Below are 21,147 nucleotides of genomic sequence, written 5' to 3'. Positions count from 1 at the left end.
AACAAATTATTATGAAAACAATGATTAAATCTGTTACTGTAGTTTTTGCTGCAATGACGCTTTCAGTAAATGCTTTTGCACAGGACACTAAAAAGCCTGCCAGCCCTCCGGCTACTGCTACAGGAAAAATTAAAGATGCCACCATTACCATAAACTATAGCAGTCCTTCTGTTAAAGGGCGTACCATCTGGGGTGGTTTAGAAGCTTACGATAAAGTTTGGCGTGCGGGAGCTAATGAAGCAACTACTTTTGAAACGGATAAAAATATTACCGTTCAGGGTAAACCGCTGCCTGCAGGGAAATACAGCTTCTTCCTGATTCCTAAAGAAAGTGGAACATGGACTGCTATTTTCAATAAAGAGCCTAAACAATGGGGTGCTTACAAATACGAACAAGCAAAAGATGCTTTACGTGTTGATGTAAAAACAAAAGCTTTACCGGCAACACAGGAAAATTTAGTGTATAAAATCAACAGTAATGGATTCACAATGGATTGGGATAAAATCTCAGTTCCTGTGGAGATCAAATAAATTGAGATACAAGAACAAAAAATCCCGGATCATCCGGGATTTTTTTTGTTTAAATTGATCTTATAACAAACATCACTATTATAAATTTCAGTGATATAGTCCTTCTTGTTTTGCAATAACTTTATAATGTGATCAATTACTTTAATTATTTTTTGGGATTACTTCAAGACCGTTTATTTTTCCAACAGGGGCAATCTTAATATGTTTATCTCCTTTGGTCACATAAAAATAATAGGTACTGTTAATATCGATCATATAGATTTCAGTTGGTCCTTCAGATTCTGAAGTGATGGTATAATTGTATTTCAGGTTTTGAGTGTCAATTCTTTTTTTTATCATACGACCCTGGCCTATTCCAAGACCGACAAACAATGCGAGGAGTTCAATGGAGACAAGTATTGAAAAAATCGGGATCATGATTTTTTTCAGCTCCTTCTTATCTGTTTCAGGGTTTATTTTATAATTTCCTAACAGCTTTTTGCTCCAGCTTTTCTCTCTATTCTTTACAAGGATTACCTGCAATAAAAAGAAAATGAGCACAACAGAAAAAATAACGATTATCAAAATCGGACTGGAGGCCATGTCAGCAATCGGACTTATAAGAATATCTGTTATGGACGAGTATTTCAAAATATTAATATCTAATTGATAAAAAAGGATACTTTCCTTTAAAAGTCCAAGAATAATAAGATATAAATATCCCAATGGCAATAATCCCTGAATTTTTTCTAAATATTTCATGCAACTAAGATATTGTTTTTATGACTACAGAATGTGTAATACTTAATTAATTTTTATGTTGATGATTAAACCTCACGGAAATATTATTGATTATGTTTCTACTTATGGGATGATCAAAAATACAATTTAAACAAATGATATAATTTTGCTTTCTGATGCCTGTTTTTTGAGTTATACTGAAATACGAAATCGGCGAGTTTGAGGTTGGGTTTGTAAAAAATCTATCAAAGTTTAATTTGATAGATTTTATCCTTAATTTTTTTACTTTTAATAAGCTATCCCCAATATCCACCGAACCCCAAAAAGATCTGTTATTTCGATGAACCGTTGTTTTTCCACCTCCGGAGAAGAACTTTCTTTATCTTTAGCAAGCCGCATTATAAGCCTAGACCGTTCGGATGCATCCTGACAGGGAAAATAAATTGCAAGTTGGTTGCCCGTTTGGTAACCTTCATCATGAACAAGATCGGAACCATGAAGAACGATGCGTTCAGAAATTAGAGAACCACTAATCACCGGTTTATTGTAATATTGATTCAGAGGTATTTCCAGTAATTCAAAAAAAAGTTCTCCTCCAAAACAGGATTGATAAAAGGTAAATGCTTCTTTACAGTTTCCCGTTAACGTTATGAATACTCCAAATCTTGCAGATTCATTTTGATGGTTAAGCATATAGTTACGTTAAGCATCCGGAATTTCAGGCTCCACAAGCCTTTTTAATTTTTCAAGAGACTCCTGCCAGCCCAGATAGCACATTTCTGCAGGTATTTGTTCAGGAATACCGGTTTGTTCAATTCTGATTTCTGTTCCGCACGATACTTTGCCGAATGAGACTGTAGTAGTCATTTCTCCCTGCAAAGCCGGATTATCAAAATGCTCAATATATTTAAGAAACTGCCCTTCTCTGATCTCAGTATAGGTACCACCGAAAGAATGTCCGTTACCGGTGCTGAAATTAATAAAAGTCATTTTAAACTGTCCGCCTTCTTTAAAATCTGCCTGCTGAACAGTGCATATAAATCCATAGGGTGGAATCCAGGAAGCATAAGCTGTTACATCGGCAAATGCGCGGAAAACTTTTTCCGGAGCTGCCTGGATTATTCTGTGTAATGAAACGCTGTTGTTTGTCATTTTTTCTGATTTTAGAGGTTTGAATATATTTTTGTTTTTTTTTAATTATCCAAAGATTTATTGTACTGAGGGGATTTTATCATAGGAAGCGGCTAATTCTTCTTTTCGGACATTCCATTTCCGGAAGCGATAAGAGACCATCAGTACTACCAAAAATACAAGTGGCATCAACATATATCCCGGATTACCGTCAACACATGCATGGCTTATAAAAGCAAATATCAGGTTAAAAGCCAGACCGGCATAGGCCCATTCTTTTATTTTATCAGGTACCTTATTAAATGATATGGCCACAATTCCTAATATCTTACAGATAATTAATGCGTAGGCAAAATAGTCCGGATACCCCAGGGCTTTTGTTCCTGCATTTACATATTCGGGTGCAAACAATAAAGTTGCAGCAGGCATAACGCCTTCCCAAAGGATCAGTACAATGGTAGCTGCCCAGAAAATTATTTTATTCTTTTTCATGTTTAAGGATTTAGTAATTATTAATTATTTGATGATTCTGCATATTTTACAAAATTGTCCAGAATAGCCTGCCAGCCCTGTTTCTGAAATTCGGGATCATTCTCGGTTTCAGGATCAAAGCTTGTTGTTATCAATGTTTTTTCGTTTTGTATATCGAAGATGGTAGAGGCTGTTCTTCCATCAGCCATGGTATAACTTATTTCCCTGTTTGGGTCAACCTTATCGTAAGTACCGGAGAAATCGAAACCGAAACTTCCATCCCTGGCTTCCATTCTGTTTGTAAATGTACCTCCGACTCTGAGATCATTATTACTACTGGGACAATGCCAGCTTGGGTGTGCCGAATTCCAGTTCATAATATCTTCCGGTGAATTCCACATTTTCCATACTTTTTCCACAGGAGCATTAACTTCGGCCTGTACCTGAATTTTTTGTTCGTTTTTCATTGTTTTAATTTTTTGTTGTTATTGTTATGACAAAGATCGAACAGATAATAAAAAAACGGGTGTTGTAAAAACGACAACCTAAGGGGTGGATTACGACAAAAATTATAAGTATCTTTATCACAAAATAAAAGGTATGCAGATATCAGTTTTTGTTCCTCAATATGGTACCATAGAAGCCATAACCCCGGCATTCAGGACTTTTCATACTGCGAATGAGTTTCTTTCCGTATTTGGGAAAAAGCCAATCTTTAAAGTAGAATATGTAGGATTAAATGAGTATGTTCCTGCTAATAGCGGAGAGTATACGATAAAGACAAACAGGCTCCTTCAGAACGTTACCCATACGGATCTGCTTATCATTCCTCCTACCTTTGGGGATATGGAGGAAGGCATAGCGGCAAATGCAGATGCAATTCCCTATTTCAGGAAACTTTATTTCGAAGGAACAAGCCTTGCCAGTTTATGTGTCGGAGCCTTCCTTCTTGCAGAAACAGGTCTTCTGGACGGCAGTAAATGCTCTACCCATTGGGCTTATATTAACGAGTTTAAAAATAGGTATCCGCAGATAGAAGTAGAAGACGGGGCCATTATAACAGAACATGATAATATTTACAGCAGTGGTGGAGCGAGCAGCTTATGGAACCTGATACTATATCTTGTAGAAAAATATTCCGACAGGGAAACTGCTATTATGATCTCAAAATATTTTGCCCTGGACATAAGCAGGGATAACCAGTCGCAATTTGCCATTTTCCGTGGTCAAAGAAGCCATACGGATGAACAGATTAAAAGTGTCCAGGATTTTATAGAAGATCATTATGAAGAGAAAATGACGGTTGAAGATCTTGCTGCCTATGCCGGTATAGGACGCCGTACCTTTGAAAGAAGGTTTAAGGATGCCACAAACAATACTCCTGTAGAATACATACAGCGGGTACGCATAGAGGCTGCTAAAAAGTTTTTTGAAGCATCCCGGAAAAATGTTTCGGAAGTAATGTACGATGTAGGCTATACGGATACGAAGGCATTTCGTGATATTTTCAGAAAAATCACCGGACTTACCCCCATTGAATACCGGAATAAGTTTGCCAAAGTTTATTAGGCCATAGCATCAGGTTTTTTTACAATAAGCCTGCAAAAGGTATTGATTATAGATACAATTTCAAAAGAGATTAATTTTTGCTCAACGAGAAAGTTACTAGTAAGGAGTTTAAGATTATAATATGAAATAACACTATCAGATTGAATATCTTTATGATAATACACTTAATAATGAAAAAGTCTTGGTAATGTCATATAATGTTATTAGCTTTATAATGAATTCTGAATTCTGAATGACAATATTATTACACCTCACTAAATTTATTTAATCATGAAAGAGCAAATCTTTATCGTTGCGTTGTCTCTGGGAGCAACTGCCTTAGGAACCCACCGGGTTATGGCACAAAATTCAGAGCAGGTGAGTACATCAGTCAATATTATTTTATCAGACGTTATTGCAATGGATATTGGCTCTGCTGCTTCAGAAGGTGCCGTAGATTTTAATTATTGGAGCACAAAAGATTATAATTCATCAAAAAATGTGACCGTTCCCAATAGTTTAGTCATTATTTCCTCTAAAAATTTTGATGTAAAAGTAAAATCTGAAGGGGCACACTTTGTAAATGGCGCAAACGTTATTCCTGTAGATATATTACAAGTAAAAGCGATACCAGGCGGAAGTTTGGTGGGAACTCTGAATGAGGTCACTTTATCTCCAAATGATCAGGTATTGGTGAGTAATGCAAGTTTGGGTACCAAACAGTCTTTAAATATTGCTTACTCTATTTCTGCGGAAAATGCATCCAAGGTACTTTTAGGAAAACCACAAGGAACTTATACACAAAAAATAACTTATACTGCCACTGCATTGTAAGTAAATATCAATTTTAAATAGAAAAGCCCTCGATACTACAAAAGTATCGAGGGCTTTTCATTTATCATATGAGTAAATCTTGTAGTTATTTTACTACATGAACTTCCGTTTTCCACTACAAAGAAACTTTTAGCACCACTATAAATTTGCAGTATACAAAAGATAACAATTAAGTAAAAAATAACAATAAAATATTACCACCATGAAAAAACAAATCGTAATCACAGCCTTAACTTTTGGAGCAATCATATTTGGAACTAACAATGTTCAAGCTCAAAATACAACTGCAACTACAACCGTAAACATTACCCTGAACGACGTAATATCTATTGACGCGGGAAGTACAGCCATTGGTAATACGGTTGATTTTAACTATGTTACTGCAGCAGACTATAATTCTGATCAGACGATTACTAAAGCCAACTCTTTAAAAGTAACTTCAACGAAGAACTTTAATGTTAAAGTAAAAGCAGGGGGTGCTAATTTCATGAATGGAACGAACTTAATCCCTGTCAATGTTTTGACCATCAAAGCAGCTACAGCTGCCGGAACCATGGGGGGAACAAAAAATGCTGTAGTTTTATCTGCAACTGATCAGAATTTAGTTACAAATGCCCCACTGGGAAGCGCATTAACACTGAATTTGGATTACACTATTCCAGCTGCAAAATCATCATCATCTGATATTTTAGGTAAACCGGCCGGAACTTATACTCAAACAGTAACTTATACTGCAACAGCTTTATAAATTAATTTTTCATATTAATATTTTGTGATTTGGTGTTTCGAAGGCTTCCTCAGGAGGCCTTTGATTTTATATATATTGTACCGGTATAAATACAATTCAAAATCCGGGAATAAGTATCTGTCAGATGTAAGGTAGAATCTTTGTTTTAAATAACAATGATAACACATTTACCAACCTATAAATATTTTTTGTGAAAACCTAAATAAAAATTATACGCAAACGGTAGTTTATATTGCGACAGCCTTATAATAGAAATTACAGGAATTTATATACTCCCTCAACAATTAGAAAGTGTTGAGGGCTTTACTATTTAAGTTAAATGAATAAACCTTGTAGTTATTTTACTACATGAACTTCCGTTTTCCACTACAAGGAAACTTTTAGCACCACTATAAATTTGCAGTATACAAAAGATAACAATTAAGTAAAAAATAACAATAAAATATTACTATCATGACAAAACAAATCGTAATCACAGCCTTAACTTTTGGAGCAATCATATTTGGAACTAACAATGTTCAAGCTCAAAATACAACTGCAACTACAACCGTAAACATTACCCTGAACGACGTAATATCTATCGACGCAGGAAGTACAGCCATTGGTAACACGGTTGATTTTAACTATGTTACTGCAGCAGACTATAATTCTGATCAGACGATTACTAAGGCTAACTCTTTAAAAGTAACTTCAACGAAGAACTTTAATGTTAAAGTAAAAGCAGGAGGTGCTAATTTCATGAATGGAACGAACTTAATCCCTGTCAATGTTTTGACCATCAAAGCAGCTACAGCTGCCGGAACCATGGGGGGAACAAAAAATGCTGTAGTTTTATCTGCAACTGATCAGAATTTAGTTACAAATGCCCCACTAGGAAGCGCATTAACACTGAATTTGGATTACACTATTCCAGCTGCAAAATCATCATCTTCTGATATTTTAGGTAAACCGGCCGGAACTTATACTCAAACAGTAACTTATACTGCGACTGCTTTATAATAAAAACACATTTATATATAAATATGCCCTCAATACCGGTAAAGTGTTGAGGGTTTTCTATTTAAACCAGATGAATAATACTGTAGTTATTTTACTACATCAACTTCCTCTTTCCACTACAAAGAAACTTTTATCGCCACTGTAGATTTGTAGTGTTCAAAGAGAGCAAATAAACAAGAATAAAAATTAATAATACTACCATGACAAAACAAATCGCAATCGCAGCCTTAACTATTGGAGCAATCATGTTAGGATCTAACAATGTTCAAGCTCAAAATACAACCGCAACCACAACCGTAAACATTACCCTGAACGATGTAATCTCTATTGATGCAGGAAGTACTGCAATAGGAGGGACAGTTGCCTTTAACTATGTTACTGCAATGGACTATAATTCGGAAAAAACAGTGGCTCAGGCCTCGGCTTTGAAAATCACCTCAACGAAGAACTTTAATGTAAAGGTAAAAGCAGGTGGCCCGACTTTCGTCAATGGTTCAAACTCCATCCCTGTAGATGTTTTGACAATTAAAGCCGCAGCAGCTCCTGGAAATATGGGCGGAACAAAAACTGATGTGATTTTATCAGCAGGAGAAAAAACTTTAGTAGCAAACGCTCCTCTCGGAAGCGCATTAACACTGAATCTGGACTATACCATTCCAGCTGCAAAATCATCATCTTCTGATATTTTAGGTAAACCGGCCGGAACTTATACGCAAACAGTAACTTATACAGCGACTGCTTTATAATAAAATTTTTAGTTTGTAAAGGTCCATTTTGATGCGTTTTCAGTAGTTTTGGGAATCTTTATTATTAAACTATTTACACCATGCACAAGTTCATTTATCTTTTCATTTTCTTTATCCTCGCGGGATATTCCTCACTTCTGGCACAAAGTATTTCTATGTCGCCTACACGGTTGTTTTTTACAGGTAATCCAGGTGAAAAAGTAACAAAGACAGTCACGCTTCAAAACAGCTCCGATAAGGATTATGTTTTTAATCTCAACTATAAAGATTGGGTTCGAGAAGAAGACGGAAATAAGGTTTATCTTGAAGCAGGCAGTTCAAAAACTTCCAATGCGTCCTGGATATCTACCTTAGAAAATACTGTAACAGTTCCTGCAAAAAGTACAAAGGAAATTGTAGTAACCATGCAGATTCCTGCAAATGCATCAAAGTCTGCCGTCACAAACAGTATGTTGTTTTTCACCCAACTTCCTCAGCAGGCTGATAAGGCACGTATTCAGAATGGTATTGGTATTATCACCTTATTTGAGGTGGGACTCCACATCTTTTATACTCCACCGGGTAACCACGTAAAAAGTTTGGATATTACCAATATTTCAGAAGCTAGTAATGAGAATGCAGCGAACAGAAAAGTCGCAGTAAGTATCCATAATGATGGAAACACCATCAATGATGCCACCGTTGAGTTTGAACTCACCAATACAGACAGTGGTAAGGAAATAAAATTACCCGCAATTTCCATCTCTATGCTTCCCGATACCAATCAGGTCGTTCAATTTTCCTTGCCAGAGAACATTTCAGGGAACTTCCTTGGCGTGGTTATTATCAAAATGGCAGAATCAAATGATTTACGCGTAGGAGAAAAAAACTTTAAATTTTAAAATTAAGTCTTGAAACCACAGAATGGAATACCGATATCATTGCTAAGAAGAACAATCTTATTTTTTGTAATTGTTTTTCTGCACTTTTCGTTGGCCTTTGCGCAGGAAAAAAAGGATATTCAAATCCATTTTGAAAATGACAGCGTAGCTGTTGAGAAAGGTTCTACTTTTAGCAATTTCCTGGTTATTGAGAATAAAAGTTCTGAAGAGATTACCATTCAGAATATTATACCCAAGGAAAAATATCCGGGATTGCTTTTCTATCCTAAAAATGATTTTATCTTAGGTGCGGGCCAGTCTAAAAATCTTCCTGTGAAACTGATCGCCAACGTGGATTTTATGAAACTTCGGTCCGATGAGATCCAATTCCAGATTTCGTACGTTACCCCGACGATCACCAGAACTGAAAATGCCTCTTTCTTCGTTACCAAAGGCGAGAACAAAAATATTGCAATTTATACAGCTACATATGAAAATTTCATTAACCCTGCTGTGCCCGAATCCTCAATCCTGCTGACTGTAGAAAACCAAGGGTACAGTAAACGAACCGTTAAGATTGATTTGCAATCCATTCCCGATGGTTTGGAAATGATGCCAAAACAACAAACCGTATCTCTGGAGGGCTTAGAAAAACAAACGATTGAGATCAAAATTGCGGTCAGAAAACAGAATACAATTTATCCCGAATTTAATATTAATGCAATAGTCACAGATCTGCTTGATAATAAAATAGTAGGAAGCAACACGCTCTATCTGGTCGTTTTATCGCACAACAGACAAATTGCCCGGGGAAACGAAGCGATGGGCGGAAGTAATTTTGCGGAAATTAGTTATAATGAAAACAGTTCAGGTTTCAATTATTTTCAATTGAGAGGGAATACAGCGTTTCGGGTGACAGATAATTTGAGATCGCGTTTCAATATTAGTGCAGATTACTATCATGAAGATGGCCGTTATAACTTCTATGATACCTGGCTGGAATTGGAGAGAAAAAATACGGTATTACGGGTGGGAAATGTTAATAGCAATGATTACGATTACCCGATTTTCGGTAGAGGAGGGAAAGTTTCTACGAAATTTGGTAAAAACAATCAGATTGAAATTCTTGCGCTTGAAAATAATTATAATTTGTATGGTACTTATTTCCAACAAACAAAAGGATCTACCATGGTGGGTGCAAAATATGGTTTTGGGAATGCTAAATCTTTCAACGGGAAAGTATCCTATATTTTCGACCATGATCCGCGTTTTAACATAGATACACAGGTAGCGAATGCAGTAACTTCATTGCTAATTAATGACAAACACACCATCCGCATGGAGATGGGCCTGAGCCACGAAGAAGGTCTTTCGAATAAAGATGAAAATGCTGGAGCTTTAATGGGAGCCAATTATGAGGGGAAAATAGGGAGATGGGATATACAATCTTTCAATTCCTTTGCCACTAAAAGCTATGCAGGGATCAAGCGGGGATCTTTTTTCTCAAATCAGCGAATCGGTCACCAATTTTCCGCCTCTCAACGCGCTTTTGTACAATATCAGAATTCGCAGGTAGAACCTGAGTTCCTAAGTTTCCAAAGTGAGCCAATCCAACCGGGGAATACCGCTAATTTGCGCTATTATTTCAACAGTACAGAAGCTTTGGGGCTAGGCTATCAGTTTTCTTTAAAGAAGTGGAATTTTCTACTTTTTCCAAAGGTTGAAAACCAGAAAACAGCTAATTTTTATACATCACAGGAGCTTTTTTCATACAAGTTGGAAGCCAATATAAGCACGACATTAGGTGCTCATGGATTCAACCTAACGGCGGAATATTCTTATTCAAAAGAGAACAATAAACAGGACTGGTTCAATAGTCTGAAAACAACTTTATCTTACAGATATAAATCATTTTCCCTTAACGGAACAGCCCAATGGAATGCTACCAGTGTCTTTGATTTAACTTCTTATTACAATGCAGACCATAATTTTGCCAACTACAATGTATACGCCTCGTATAATTTCCAGATGCTCAATCATAATCTGACCGGATCTTTTTCTGCCGGAGCATTCTATTCGGAACTTTATAAAAATTTAAACAGCAATATTACCGGTAATCTGGAATATAAGATTTCGCCTTCCTGGTCCACCACAGGTTATTTTAATCTTTCCGGCTATAAATCTACGGCTGAATATGCAAGCAGCGGCAGTTATTACCAGTTCAGGGTGGGAATTAAAAAATATTTTACCACCGCTACGGCTCTAGGAAATCATAAAGTGGCATTCCAATTCTTTGAAGATAAAAACTATAATGGACTTCTGGAATCCGGTGAATCGGTACTTGCTAATGAAATTGTAAAACTGGATAATTATGTAGCGATGACGGATAAGAATGGAAAAGTTGTTTTTCAGAATGTTCCTGAAGGTACTTATACACTGAAGGTGAACGAAAGTGCGGGCTCCCGGTTGATGACGGATCCTGTCATTATGGTGCACAATAATATCAACCGCAAAATGGGCTTGGTAAAAAACATCAGAGTAACTGGGAAATTAACGGAGATTAAACAAGCTTACGATACTGTAGAAACAGATGTAACAGGGATTGTAGTATATGCAAAAGGGGAAGATGGTAAAATTTATACCGCAGTGGTTAATCCAAAGAATGAGTTTGAGTTTTTCCTCAAAGACGGCAAGTATGATCTCTATATTGAAAATGACAAATACAGCTATACACAACCCACCCAAACCATTTTGGTGACAAAAGAAGGTTACTCAAAAACCGTGGTTTTTGAATACAAGAAGAAAGACACCATCATTAAGGTGAAAAAGTTTTAAATTTAAAAGTATGAAAAAGAAGAGGGCTTTTTTAATAGGAATTTTTACTGTACTTTGCGGATCTACAGCTACGAAAGCTCAGGATGTGTACCTTTCGGTTCCTGAAAATAATATTTTTAACAGGAGCGAATTTACCTCAGTACCTACAAGAGTAATGACGAACGCCAACAGAACAAACTGGGATTATGCCTTTTTAGGGATACTCCCGACAGCTCCTACATTTACCTCTGTTTCGGGACCAACTTTTACCCACTCTTCTTCCTCGCTTACTTTACCCGCTTCCATTCTTCTGTGGCAGTTGGAAAGTATGGGTGGGCAGCTGCCATATACCGGATTAACAGGTTATTTACCAGGTTTTCAGTCGTTCAGTACAAGCGCCATAAAATGGTTTGAACCACCATCGACCAGTCTTGGGGGAGGGTTCAATCGGGGAAATATCAATTTTACATTTAAAATTCCTGCTTCACAATTTACTGCCAATACCTTTCGGGCTGGGAATTACTCCATGGAAATTACTCAAAATTATAATGACTTTACACCACGTAATTTTAAAACTATTTTAGTGATTCCTTCATCTATACGATGGATTACAAACGCTTTAACAAAATACATAGAAATATCTTCTTTGAATGACTATCGCAATACGGGCACGCGGGTATGGGATTTGGGGAATACGGAAATCGCGCATACGGTCGATTTTAATTTTTGGGCAAAAGCTGCTTCCACTAACGTTCAGTTCACTTCCTCTAAAGGTGTTTCAGGAACCAGAAATATAGCAAGCATTAAATTGGGTAGCAATGGCTCAGCTCTCACGACCAAAGCCTTATCTGCCGATTTTCAGAATTTTTCCACGGCTAATTTCAGTGTTGTAGCGGGAAACAGAAATAGCTTCATTCCAGAGCTTCATGTGTCTGCGGAAGATTTTAAGAACTATTTTTTTGAAGCTGGAACTTATACGTTTGAATTGAATTTCAATGCCAGAAGCACAGATAGCTCAATCAATAGTTTACAAAATACGGCTGTTCAGATAAAGGTGCTCCCTCTGTCGGAGATTACCATTCCCAGTTCCGGCCGAAATGTAAATTTCAATTTTAATACCGCTGCCCATTACACCAATGGTCAGTCACAAATGGTTCCAAACCAAATTATGCTTTCCAACAATGAAAATTTCGAGCTCTATGTTAAATCGGACGAAAATTATTTCAAGAAAGGTGGCCTCCAGACCGATATCAATTCCAACATATTACAAATAGGCATAGATGGAAGTTCTGTAAATGTTCCCTTATCCAAAACTCCTCAAAAAATACTTTTTAACGGAGCACCGGTTTTGGACCGGGGACTGAACATAAGATACACCATACCACCTGCAGGTGCTCAAAGTTTGGTAGGAAAGGAAAATACCACTTACTCTATTAATGTTTATTATAGCTTTACGGCAATTTAACAATACTTTAGAGTAGTCAATATTTTAGAATTTCAACTTCAATTTCATCTCTTGTTTTCAATGCCGGCGGAATTCCTTAAAAAGCTCCATAGGCACAAATAAGCTTTATACCTTCAAATAATTCTTTTTGTAAGTATTTCATTCCAATATTTCATGGCTGAGGGTCAATTATAGCGGTTGGTCCAAACACAAAACTGTCCAGGATTCCTAATATATTTTGGTGTCTGGCTATCAATTATTACCGCTTCAGGCACCTATTTTTAATTTGCATCATTGAGCCAGATTCGATCAGTAATCTGATGATATTGTCGCATGCTCCATCTTTTACCTTTTCCGGTAGTGCCGGTAAACGGTTTTACAGAATAGAAACTCTGCCGAAATTTCACGTCATGCAAAGTAAGTTTTAGTTAATAAAATAATGCATTTATTGTTTCCAAATAGATACCATTTCATTTTTCTTTTTACTAATATGATATTTTTTATAACTTGCTAACTCCTGGAAGAAAGGGCTGAACTGTATTTTTTAATCATATTGAAACAATTTACCTTTCTGCCTTCTTCAAAAAAATAATTCAAAAGCTTCTAAAACTGTGATACTTAATTTATGAATGATTTTATCAACGAACTACAATTGAAAATTGAAAGACTCGAAAACGAAATCAATTTTAAGAACGGACTGATCTCGATATTGTCTCATGACTCAAAAGAACTGTTTGGAACCTTTCTGTGGCTGATAGAGGAGCTAGAGCAGAAGACCATAAGTGAGGAAGATTTTTTTAAGTTGTTGCCGCAGGTAAAAAAAGATGCCCAGAAGAATCTGCAAACTATCCAGGACAGCGTTGCCTGGCTAAAAACACAATACGGGGAGTTTAAGATTAGACCCATTAAAATTATGGTGATAGATCTTTTTCACTATTTAAAAGAAAAATATGCTGCTAAATTAAAAGAAAAAAATATTCAATTTTATTTTAAGGGAGATCATAACGAGTTTCTTACAAGCGACCGCCTGTTGATCGAATACGTTTTAGATAAAATTTTTAACAATGCGGTAAAATATTCCTTTCCGGGACAGGATGTTTATTTACAGGTAATTACAGAGAGTGATCAGGTTGTGCTTTCTGTAATTGATTCCGGAATGGGAATCAATGAAAAGTATTTACCTGCGATCTATACGTATGGTAATCCTATATTCCTGGGGACTGCTGGCGAGAAAGGAGCTGGGTTAGGTTTGAAAATTGTAAAAAATTTTATATCCTTGCTGCATGGAAACATCCAAATCATTTCCACTGAAGATAATGGCACTACGGTTTCCCTTTTTTTACATAAATTTATAGAATAATGGGTTTAAAAGTAAACATTCGTATTGTAGTAGCAGATGATCATGGTATCGTTCGGATGGGCTTGATACAAACGATCAAACGATTGATACCCGATGCCATCATTTCAGAAGTAGAGGATTATAAATCGCTGTACAAATTAATTCTGAATGAAAAGCTGGATCTGGCCATTATGGATGTTAATATGCCTAATGGTACTGTTCAGGAAGCAATAGATTACATAAAGATTCACCAGCCTGAATTAAAAACTCTGATATTTTCTTCACAGGATGAAGAGCTGTATGGGATGCGCTATCTAAAAATGGGGGCAGGAGGCTATCTAAGCAAGCTGAGCTCCGCTGAAGTAATTGAGACTGCTTTAACGGCGATGATCAGTAAGGGCCGATATATCAGTGATAATATAAAAGAAGCGATTTTTTTTGAATCATTAACCGGTTCAGGAAAAAATTCTCCCCTTGAAGCACTATCAGACCGGGAATTGCAAATTGCCAATAAACTTGCAGAAGGCCTTCCCCTTAAAGAAATTTCTAATCAGTTGAATCTCCATTCATCAACGATCAGTACTTATAAAAACAGGTTGTTTGAGAAGCTGAAGATACGATCCATACCTGAATTGGTGGAAATTCTCAGGCTATATAATCAGTAAATATTCTATCATAAATTGATTTTGATTCAATGAAATGATGCAATATGCTGCTTTTCTTTCTCCTTATCTGCTTCTTCGTGCAAAGCAGCAGTCAGATCGGGAGAATGACGCATCAATTCTCATACAGAACTGAAATTTTTCGGAATTGATAATAAGCATTTTAATATAGAGTTTCTCTCCGGAATATAGACTCATTATGATCTGTACTCATTTCCAATATTTTCCGACAAATTTCTAAATTAATTTGCTACTAATATAAAATGACCTATTTTTATTACAAAATACTATTCCATGCCGAAAAAAATTATAAGAAATCTTAAAATTGGTGTAGTGATTTCTTTGGTACTTCTGATTGCTAGTTCTATAGCATCTTATATCAGCATACATAAGCAGATGGAGAATAGGGAAAACCTCATAAAAAGTAAAGAATCTATAAGCTTAGCAAAAGATATATTAAATACTCTTTTAAATGCTGAAACGGGAAATAGAGGATATCAGCTTACCGGCCGGGAAAATTTTCTTGAACCTTTCAATAAAAGCAAAGATGAATATCCGTTGCTCGTTTCGAATAAAGATAGGCTTAATCTTAAAAATAAAGATCAGATTAAGGTCTTAAATGAACTGCTAGACGCTTCACAAATGATGATGAAGGAATATGCCTTACTTATTAATAATCGTCAACAAGGAATATTAATGAGTCCGGAAGAACTTGTACAAAACAAGGAGGCTATGGACAGATGTCGCAGACTCGTTCAGAAATTTGTAAAACACGAGGAGGTTCAACTTGCTATAAAAAATGAAGATCTGAAAAAATCTTCCCAGTGGACGGTTTTGTTCATCATTTTTTCAGCTATTGCAGCCATTGGTGTAACCGTTTTTGTTTATATACAACTAAAATCTGACCTTATTCGTCGTGGTAAGTTAGAAAAAGATCTGTTTGATACTAAGGAAATGCTTGAGGAAACAAGTTCAGTAGCCCAGGTTGGAGGTTGGGAGGTCAATATGAAGACCGGAAAGATCTTTTGGTCTCAAAGTACAAGAGAAATTCACAAACTGAAAGATGATCTCCAGCCTACTTTTGAAAATGCCTTAGGATTTTATAAAGGAGAAAGTGGAGAAAGAATAAAATATTTGTTTAACAGGGCAATACAACAAGGAATTCCTTTTGATGAAGAGCTTCAGCTTTTACGTAATGATGGAGTTACGACTTGGGTAAGAGTAAAAGGTATTCCTGAATTTGAAGATGATATTTGTAAAAGGGTTTTCGGAATCATTCAGGACATTGATGCATTCAAAAAAATGTTTCTCGAGGTTTCCCGGAAAGAGGCAATAATGCAATCTTTTGCCACTGATGTTCCTGTTCCTTTGGCCATGTTTGATAAAGACCTTAACTATATTGCTGTAAGCAGCAGATGGAGAGAGGAATTCCGTATGAATAATGTAGATCTTATCGGCAATAATCTATTCACGATATCACCTAATATTACCGAAAAAGGAAAAGAGATCTATGAAAATGCACTATTGGGGAAAACGTATATTAACGGTGATTTTACGCTAAAAGTAGAAGGAAAAGAAGAAATCCAGCATTACGACCTTAAAGTTGGACCCTGGTATCTTACAAAAGATGAAATAGGTGGTGTAATTATTTCCATACAGAATATTACAAATGCTGTAAAGATAAATGAAGAATTGAAAAATGCCAAAGAAACAGCAGATATAGCCAGCAAAGCAAAATCCGAATTTCTGGCCAATATGAGTCATGAGATTAGGACTCCTTTAAACGGAGTTATTGGTTTTTCAGACCTTCTCCTTACGACACCGCTGAATGAAACACAGATGCAATATCTGAATTACATCAATGAGTCAGGAGAAAACCTGCTTAGCATCATCAATGATATATTGGATTTTTCTAAGATAGAATCCGGAAAAATGGAGCTTTTGATTGAAAAATGTGATGTTTATGATATGTTAAGCCAGGTAATAAATGTGATCATTTATCAATCCCAGAAAAAAGATATCGAACTACTTCTCAATATTGAGCCGGGCCTTCCAAAAATACTTTTTATGGATGAAGCAAGGTTAAAACAGATCTTGATCAATCTTCTGGGGAATGCTGTGAAGTTTACAGAAAAGGGAGAGATTGAGCTAAAAGTAGAGAAGTTGCACATGAATGATCGTACAATCGCCTTGCGCTTCTCGGTACGAGATACAGGAATTGGCATCCCTGTTGAGAAACAGAAATATATTTTTAATGCCTTTACTCAGGAAAACAGTTCCATCAGTAAACGATATGGTGGCACGGGTCTGGGGCTTACGATTTCTAACACTATCCTGGGATATATGGGAAGTCATTTGTCGCTGAACAGCGTAAGGGAAAAAGGGTCTGTATTTTTCTTTGACATTGAGATTCCTTACGAGATTCCTCAAGTGAGAGAGGAGGAGGAAATAACTATTAAAACGGCCTTAGTGGTTGATGATAATGAAACCAACAGGATTATTCTTGAGCACATGCTTACCTATAAAAATATCAAGTCTACCTTGGCTTCTAATGGGATGAAAGCCTTAGAGATCTTGTTGAAAGGTGAGAGATTTGATGTTATCCTGATGGATTATCATATGCCTATTATGTCCGGATTGGAAACAATAAATAAAATAACAGAGCTGTTCAATCAGCGAAAAGAGACTTCACCATTTATAGTACTTTCTTCTTCTTCTGAAGAACTGAGCATACTTAATTCAGTTAGAAAAATTGATAATGCACATTTACTTTTGAAACCCATCAAATCACATGATTTATACAAAACTTTAAAAAAAGTAGACCAAAGTTATTCAGTAGAAATTACTAAGGATTATTCTGAGAAAGTTACGCATGTATTTACCTCGGAATTAGAAGTGCTTTTGGTTGATGATAACGTAGTAAATATGGTCCTGAATAATAGGATAATGAAATCTTTTGCTCCCAATATACATCTGACGGAAGCAGTCAATGGACTGCAGGCTTTGGAAGAATGCAGGAAAAAACACTTTTCCATTATCATGATGGATGTACAGATGCCAATAATGGACGGTATAGAGGCAACACGCAATATCAGAATGCTGCCGGGATATGAACATATACCTATCATAGGCATTACGGCAGGAAATGTGTTGGGTGAAAAAGAAAAGTGCCTTGAGGCCGGAATGAATGATTTTCTTCCCAAACCTGTAAAGCAGGCAGATCTTCTTGAAGTACTCAAAAAGTATATTAGTGTTTAGAATCTATGAAAAAAGGAATCAATTTTTTGTTAATATTAGGGGACAATATATTTAATATACGAAATGTATAACGGATTAGGATATAAAAAAAACCGACATCCAAGAGTGAAATCTTCAAATGTCGGTCTTGTGACCTTGACGAGCAAATCTTCAAACACTTTTATCGATGATTTAGTTCGTTTGAGCCAAATTAAACAAGAATTGGCTATTGCGAATTAGCATTTGATTTCTTATAGTTATAGAGTTTTTATAATATAATCTTAAGCATATAAAAAAATCGAAGTTGATATAATTTGACTTGGTTTTACTTCGATTGTCTTTCACATTTTGACTGAGATTTTAAAAAATATGATAAATATTTATAATGAATTTCTATAATTGAAATAGGTTATCTGTCTCATGAAACATTACATAAACCATTCTATTTGCAAAATAAAGAAAGTTTGAAAGTGATAGAATGTAAATTTATAGATGAGTAAAGAAATACATCATATTTTATTTTTTATAAATCTTTGAAAGAAAATCAAACCAAATTCACAAAATTGTCGTATCTTATAGAAGAAATTGCAGAATGAAAATTAATTTTCGTGTGAATAGTGGCTAATCAATAAAGCATAATTTTTTCTTTGCCTTCCGTAATACTTCTACGATAATTATTCACTTTAATTTAAAACTTATGGCAATATTCATTTTTATACTCATTCATTGGTATGCATCTCTTTTTTTTCAGTCGGTTTTTCACCATCGTTATGCTGCACACAATCTTTTCACAATGTCAAAATTTTGGGAAAAGATGTTTTACCTGGGCTGTTTTTTTACTCAGGGTTCCTCTTACATCAGCGCTTACACGTATGGTCTAATGCACCGTTTGCATCATGCACATACAGATAAAACCGAAGATCCACATTCACCTCACAACGATCCTAATCCTTTTGTGATGATGTGGACGACACGAAATAACTATTTTAACCTTTATATAGGAAAAACAGATGCCGCAGAAAAATACAAAAAGAATCTTCCGGAATGGGAGAGGTTTGATAAAATAGCACACAATTATATTACAAGATTTTGTTGGATTGCTGCATATATAATTATTTATGCTTTATTGGCAACGGCTTGGTGGCAATGGCTTTTTTTACCAGTGACTGTAATAATGGGTTCTCTACAGGGAATGGCAGTAAATTGGTGGGCACACAAATTTGGTTATGAAAACTATAAGTTAACAAATACTTCAAAGAATATTTTGCCATTTGATTTTATTTTCTGGGGCGAAGCCTATCACAATAATCATCATAAGCATCCGCATAGACCTAATAATGCAACTAAGTGGTTTGAGTGGGACATGGGATTTCAGACAATGGTTTTTTTGCAGAAACTTAAGATAATCAAAATAAAATATCAATAAACAGATTTTATTTAACCATAATATTCGATTAAATTTTTCTCTATCTATTCTTGCTTAAAAGGATATTTAAAAGGAAGTTTAACGATACTGAAAGAAAGATTTTTAATATTAATTATTGGGAAATCTATTGCGGAAGAGGTATACAGGGGTGATAAATTTATAAAGATAGGAATCTATGAAAGGAACGAGTATCCTAATTTATATGCAGGATTTTTTGATAAAATAAGAAAGCTCTTCACAGGTTTCGGAGGAATGATTGAAATTTCTAAAATTCAGTGGAAAAGGTTGGCGGATGCACTATTGGAAATAATAAAAGCTTCTTATTTCAGGTTGTAGATAGAATTTTGTAATTCAGAAATATTATATCAGATCATAGTCATTGTTGTTTTTAATAAAATAATGTTCTATAGTTTGTTTTGCAGAACTGCATAGGTGTATCAATTCTTTGTACGACAGATCTTCATAAATAAAAGCGCTGGAGATATTAATTACATATTCCGTAACAATTTGAATTTCTACCATTGTAATTTGCCTCGGATCATCTAAAATATCCAAATTAGATTCCTTATTCAAAAAAGGTATTTTCCTGGTGATTGAATCTTTAAATTTATATAAGCGTATAGTATTCATAGGTTTATTTTATAATTAGGGATTTGAAGAATAATAATTCTGATGAATCTTTCATTAATGCGGTGGCTAATCACCTTATTTGAAAATTTGAGAAGGATAGAAGTAACGGTATAGAAATAACCTAAAGACTGTTTATCAAGGCAATTTTAGGTGAACAGTTTCATGCTATTAATTTATGAGGTTAAAATTGTTTTTAAATGGTATTAATCTTTCTTCTATCCTTACCATCAATCCATCTACCTAGCATTGTATGTTCTGAGGGAGATTTATCTTTATTCATGGTCAAAGCTTTTAATATGATATTCCAAAAACTATGCTTTTCAATAAATTCTTCTTTATAGTTTTTTAAGGCCTCAATATATATTCGTTCATACCTTTTAAGTTTATCACTATTTTTGATTTTTGGAATATTTATAATAATGTTCTGCATGATCTCTGATAGATTATGAGGAGAATGGGTTTTGATAAAGTTTAGCTCTATTTTGCAAATATTTAAAAGTGAAATCATGATATGAAAAAACTCATCATACATATTACACATGTTTGCTCTCCAATATAGTAATTCTTCGTTGGGGAGAATTTGATGTCCTAATAGCTCCAGTTTTTCGTAATTGTCTTCAATGGTTTTTACGAAAATTTTATTCTGCTGCCAAAACAAAGAAAAATTAAAGTGGTTTGCTTGTACAGTATTTTCCTTTATGAATTCAATTTGGAGTTTGATATACATAAGATTTTGATATATCTCATTGATAATAGTTTCCCAAAGAATATGTTGAGTCAATGTACAGTTGGTCTTAAAAACCAATCGGGATTTTTTATTTATTTTTTGCAGCTCTTTTAGTATACGAAGAATTTCTTCCAAGTCTTTATTTAAGGCGATATTGGTATTTCTGATATAAAGCAATGAGGCAAATTCAACGTGAGAGATTTTATTCAAGCTGTTTTTTTTATTGAGTAGACGGAATTTAGTTTTTCTTTTATTAAGTTTATGTTTCATTGTAATCATTA

At 35.2% G+C, this 21,147-nt stretch carries 20 protein-coding genes; 13 read left to right on the top strand and 7 right to left on the bottom strand.

Annotated features, from left to right (window positions below; all coding sequences use genetic code 11):
* Positions 1 to 11: 11 nt before the first annotated feature.
* Positions 12 to 530, top strand: coding sequence for a DUF2911 domain-containing protein (locus AC0INN_RS09045; protein ID WP_172279045.1), 519 nt, complete (start codon positions 12 to 14; stop codon positions 528 to 530).
* Between the two features lie 141 nt (positions 531 to 671).
* Here AC0INN_RS09045 and AC0INN_RS09040 read toward each other — a convergent pair whose 3' ends face one another.
* The 5 genes from AC0INN_RS09040 to AC0INN_RS09020 all read right to left on the bottom strand — a co-directional run bounded on the left by AC0INN_RS09040 (position 672) and on the right by AC0INN_RS09020 (position 3,319).
* The gene (locus AC0INN_RS09040; protein ID WP_306612809.1) at positions 672 to 1,271 is read right to left on the bottom strand and encodes a hypothetical protein; all 600 of its coding nucleotides are present in this window, start codon (positions 1,269 to 1,271) and stop codon (positions 672 to 674) included.
* Positions 1,272 to 1,538: 267 nt separating this feature from the next.
* On the bottom strand, positions 1,539 to 1,943 hold the full coding sequence (locus tag AC0INN_RS09035) for a VOC family protein (protein WP_306612808.1): 405 nt from the start codon (positions 1,941 to 1,943) through the stop codon (positions 1,539 to 1,541).
* A gap of 9 nt (positions 1,944 to 1,952) precedes the next feature.
* Positions 1,953 to 2,402 (bottom strand): SRPBCC family protein, encoded by a 450-nt coding sequence (locus AC0INN_RS09030; RefSeq protein WP_273648396.1) that lies wholly within the window; start codon positions 2,400 to 2,402, stop codon positions 1,953 to 1,955.
* Positions 2,403 to 2,459: 57 nt separating this feature from the next.
* Entirely contained in the window at positions 2,460 to 2,873 is a 414-nt protein-coding gene (locus tag AC0INN_RS09025; protein ID WP_306612805.1) for a DoxX family protein, read from the bottom strand.
* A gap of 20 nt (positions 2,874 to 2,893) precedes the next feature.
* Positions 2,894 to 3,319, bottom strand: a complete 426-nt coding sequence (locus tag AC0INN_RS09020) for an SRPBCC family protein (RefSeq protein WP_306612803.1) — start codon at positions 3,317 to 3,319, stop codon at positions 2,894 to 2,896.
* Between the two features lie 133 nt (positions 3,320 to 3,452).
* Here AC0INN_RS09020 and AC0INN_RS09015 point away from each other — a divergent pair, with 133 nt between their 5' ends.
* From AC0INN_RS09015 to AC0INN_RS08960, 12 genes are all read left to right on the top strand, one after another.
* Positions 3,453 to 4,421 carry a GlxA family transcriptional regulator gene (locus AC0INN_RS09015; protein WP_306612801.1) on the top strand — a complete coding sequence of 323 codons (969 nt, stop codon included), beginning with the start codon at positions 3,453 to 3,455 and terminating at the stop codon, positions 4,419 to 4,421.
* A 270-nt stretch (positions 4,422 to 4,691) separates the two neighbouring features.
* Positions 4,692 to 5,234, top strand: coding sequence for a peptidoglycan-binding protein LysM (locus AC0INN_RS09010; protein ID WP_306612799.1), 543 nt, complete (start codon positions 4,692 to 4,694; stop codon positions 5,232 to 5,234).
* Positions 5,235 to 5,436: 202 nt separating this feature from the next.
* Entirely contained in the window at positions 5,437 to 5,982 is a 546-nt protein-coding gene (locus tag AC0INN_RS09005; protein WP_172279031.1) for a peptidoglycan-binding protein LysM, read from the top strand.
* Positions 5,983 to 6,435: 453 nt separating this feature from the next.
* Positions 6,436 to 6,981 carry a peptidoglycan-binding protein LysM gene (locus AC0INN_RS09000; protein ID WP_306612797.1) on the top strand — a complete coding sequence of 182 codons (546 nt, stop codon included), beginning with the start codon at positions 6,436 to 6,438 and terminating at the stop codon, positions 6,979 to 6,981.
* 200 nt (positions 6,982 to 7,181) lie between these two features.
* Positions 7,182 to 7,727, top strand: coding sequence for a peptidoglycan-binding protein LysM (locus tag AC0INN_RS08995; protein ID WP_306612795.1), 546 nt, complete (start codon positions 7,182 to 7,184; stop codon positions 7,725 to 7,727).
* Between the two features lie 80 nt (positions 7,728 to 7,807).
* On the top strand, positions 7,808 to 8,608 hold the full coding sequence (locus AC0INN_RS08990; RefSeq protein ID WP_228456961.1) for a fimbrial biogenesis chaperone: 801 nt from the start codon (positions 7,808 to 7,810) through the stop codon (positions 8,606 to 8,608).
* 9 nt (positions 8,609 to 8,617) lie between these two features.
* Positions 8,618 to 11,422, top strand: coding sequence for a hypothetical protein (locus AC0INN_RS08985; RefSeq protein WP_306612793.1), 2,805 nt, complete (start codon positions 8,618 to 8,620; stop codon positions 11,420 to 11,422).
* A 10-nt stretch (positions 11,423 to 11,432) separates the two neighbouring features.
* The gene (locus AC0INN_RS08980; RefSeq protein ID WP_306612791.1) at positions 11,433 to 12,866 is read left to right on the top strand and encodes a hypothetical protein; all 1,434 of its coding nucleotides are present in this window, start codon (positions 11,433 to 11,435) and stop codon (positions 12,864 to 12,866) included.
* A gap of 604 nt (positions 12,867 to 13,470) precedes the next feature.
* Positions 13,471 to 14,205, top strand: a complete 735-nt coding sequence (locus tag AC0INN_RS08975; protein WP_306612789.1) for a sensor histidine kinase — start codon at positions 13,471 to 13,473, stop codon at positions 14,203 to 14,205.
* The gene (locus AC0INN_RS08970) at positions 14,205 to 14,849 is read left to right on the top strand and encodes a response regulator (protein WP_306612787.1); all 645 of its coding nucleotides are present in this window, start codon (positions 14,205 to 14,207) and stop codon (positions 14,847 to 14,849) included. Before AC0INN_RS08975 ends, AC0INN_RS08970 begins: the two co-directional genes overlap by 1 nt.
* Positions 14,850 to 15,140: 291 nt before the next feature.
* On the top strand, positions 15,141 to 18,104 hold the full coding sequence (locus AC0INN_RS08965) for a response regulator (protein ID WP_306612785.1): 2,964 nt from the start codon (positions 15,141 to 15,143) through the stop codon (positions 18,102 to 18,104).
* A 676-nt stretch (positions 18,105 to 18,780) separates the two neighbouring features.
* Positions 18,781 to 19,509: a fatty acid desaturase gene (locus AC0INN_RS08960; RefSeq protein ID WP_273648384.1), complete on the top strand. Its 729-nt coding sequence runs from the start codon at positions 18,781 to 18,783 to the stop codon at positions 19,507 to 19,509.
* Between the two features lie 360 nt (positions 19,510 to 19,869).
* Here AC0INN_RS08960 and AC0INN_RS08955 read toward each other — a convergent pair whose 3' ends face one another.
* Together AC0INN_RS08955 and AC0INN_RS08950 are read right to left on the bottom strand one after the other, a co-directional pair.
* Positions 19,870 to 20,139, bottom strand: coding sequence for a heme oxygenase (locus AC0INN_RS08955; RefSeq protein WP_306612782.1), 270 nt, complete (start codon positions 20,137 to 20,139; stop codon positions 19,870 to 19,872).
* A 193-nt stretch (positions 20,140 to 20,332) separates the two neighbouring features.
* Complete coding sequence (locus tag AC0INN_RS08950) at positions 20,333 to 21,136, bottom strand: hypothetical protein (RefSeq protein ID WP_172279016.1); 804 nt, start codon at positions 21,134 to 21,136, stop codon at positions 20,333 to 20,335.
* Positions 21,137 to 21,147 lie beyond the last annotated feature (11 nt).

Source organism: Chryseobacterium subflavum (genome assembly GCF_055762745.1).
This window is presented reverse-complemented; position numbering and strand designations above follow the sequence as displayed.

Bases quoted from the DNA above. Each gene is read 5' to 3' on its own strand.
- AC0INN_RS09045 (WP_172279045.1), top strand. From the start codon at position 12: ATGAAAACAATGATTAAATCTGTTACTGTAGTTTTTGCTGCAATGACG.
- AC0INN_RS09040 (WP_306612809.1), bottom strand. From the start codon at position 1,271: ATGAAATATTTAGAAAAAATTCAGGGATTATTGCCATTGGGATATTTA.
- AC0INN_RS09035 (WP_306612808.1), bottom strand. From the start codon at position 1,943: ATGCTTAACCATCAAAATGAATCTGCAAGATTTGGAGTATTCATAACG.
- AC0INN_RS09030 (WP_273648396.1), bottom strand. From the start codon at position 2,402: ATGACAAACAACAGCGTTTCATTACACAGAATAATCCAGGCAGCTCCG.
- AC0INN_RS09025 (WP_306612805.1), bottom strand. From the start codon at position 2,873: ATGAAAAAGAATAAAATAATTTTCTGGGCAGCTACCATTGTACTGATC.
- AC0INN_RS09020 (WP_306612803.1), bottom strand. From the start codon at position 3,319: ATGAAAAACGAACAAAAAATTCAGGTACAGGCCGAAGTTAATGCTCCT.
- AC0INN_RS09015 (WP_306612801.1), top strand. From the start codon at position 3,453: ATGCAGATATCAGTTTTTGTTCCTCAATATGGTACCATAGAAGCCATA.
- AC0INN_RS09010 (WP_306612799.1), top strand. From the start codon at position 4,692: ATGAAAGAGCAAATCTTTATCGTTGCGTTGTCTCTGGGAGCAACTGCC.
- AC0INN_RS09005 (WP_172279031.1), top strand. From the start codon at position 5,437: ATGAAAAAACAAATCGTAATCACAGCCTTAACTTTTGGAGCAATCATA.
- AC0INN_RS09000 (WP_306612797.1), top strand. From the start codon at position 6,436: ATGACAAAACAAATCGTAATCACAGCCTTAACTTTTGGAGCAATCATA.
- AC0INN_RS08995 (WP_306612795.1), top strand. From the start codon at position 7,182: ATGACAAAACAAATCGCAATCGCAGCCTTAACTATTGGAGCAATCATG.
- AC0INN_RS08990 (WP_228456961.1), top strand. From the start codon at position 7,808: ATGCACAAGTTCATTTATCTTTTCATTTTCTTTATCCTCGCGGGATAT.
- AC0INN_RS08980 (WP_306612791.1), top strand. From the start codon at position 11,433: ATGAAAAAGAAGAGGGCTTTTTTAATAGGAATTTTTACTGTACTTTGC.
- AC0INN_RS08975 (WP_306612789.1), top strand. From the start codon at position 13,471: ATGAATGATTTTATCAACGAACTACAATTGAAAATTGAAAGACTCGAA.
- AC0INN_RS08970 (WP_306612787.1), top strand. From the start codon at position 14,205: ATGGGTTTAAAAGTAAACATTCGTATTGTAGTAGCAGATGATCATGGT.
- AC0INN_RS08965 (WP_306612785.1), top strand. From the start codon at position 15,141: ATGCCGAAAAAAATTATAAGAAATCTTAAAATTGGTGTAGTGATTTCT.
- AC0INN_RS08960 (WP_273648384.1), top strand. From the start codon at position 18,781: ATGGCAATATTCATTTTTATACTCATTCATTGGTATGCATCTCTTTTT.
- AC0INN_RS08955 (WP_306612782.1), bottom strand. From the start codon at position 20,139: ATGAATACTATACGCTTATATAAATTTAAAGATTCAATCACCAGGAAA.
- AC0INN_RS08950 (WP_172279016.1), bottom strand. From the start codon at position 21,136: ATGAAACATAAACTTAATAAAAGAAAAACTAAATTCCGTCTACTCAAT.